This is a genomic window from Seonamhaeicola marinus (assembly GCF_008085455.1).
The window spans coordinates 1-209 of sequence record NZ_VSDQ01000167.1 but is presented as its reverse complement, the minus strand read 5'-3'; the positions used below and the strand labels follow the sequence as shown (position 1 = coordinate 209).

1 protein-coding gene is annotated in these 209 nt (G+C 29.7%); it reads right to left on the bottom strand.

Features of this window, described 5'->3' with window-relative positions; translation table 11 throughout:
* Positions 1-69: 69 nt before the first annotated feature.
* The coding region (locus tag FUA24_RS02795) for an RNA polymerase sigma factor (protein WP_317131920.1) at positions 70-209 on the bottom strand (140 nt) is incomplete at its 5' end.

The window sequence follows — 209 nt, the reverse complement described above, 5'->3', positions numbered from 1 at the left end:
TATTAGATATTTTTCTAAAAGGCCAGAATTTAAGAATGTAGCAATCTTTTCATTCATGACTTTCTTTAGTTAAGGGTTGTAAATTTTTTTTAATTCTCGTAATCCTATTTTTAATCTAGATTTTATAGTACCCAACGGAATATTTAATTCATCGCTGGCCTCTTGCTGTGTCATGCCCTCAAAAAACAGGGCATTTATTACAATTTGAT